Source organism: Pseudomonas sp. AC463 (assembly GCF_979253585.1).
Window position 1 is genome coordinate 1 of the sequence record NZ_CEEDDZ010000443.1, and the last position, 292, is coordinate 292.

The window sequence follows — 292 nt, forward strand, 5'->3', positions numbered from 1 at the left end:
CTCCAGAATCTGCCGCCGCAAGCGCTCCATGGAGCGTGACACGCCAAGCAGCTGTGCCGTTATTCCCTCCTTGAGCGCGAATTGCTGGTGCAGCCCGCGGTTCTCGCAGACCAGCCGGCGCTTTTCCAGGGCCCGCCGCACCGTATCGAGCAGCCGCTCCGGAGTGAAAGGCTTCTCGATGAAGTCATAGGCACCCTGCTTCATCGCCTGCACAGCCATCGGTACATCACCGTGCCCGGTGATCATGATCACCGGCAGGTCGCGGTCGCACTCGACCAACTTGGCCAACAAT

Annotated in this window: 1 protein-coding gene; it reads right to left on the reverse strand. The window is 62.3% G+C overall.

All coding sequences use genetic code 11. From position 1 onward, the window contains the following. Positions 1-292, reverse strand: a 292-nt coding sequence (locus tag AC0IYH_RS30900; RefSeq protein WP_471837993.1) for a response regulator, incomplete at both ends; no start/stop codon positions are given.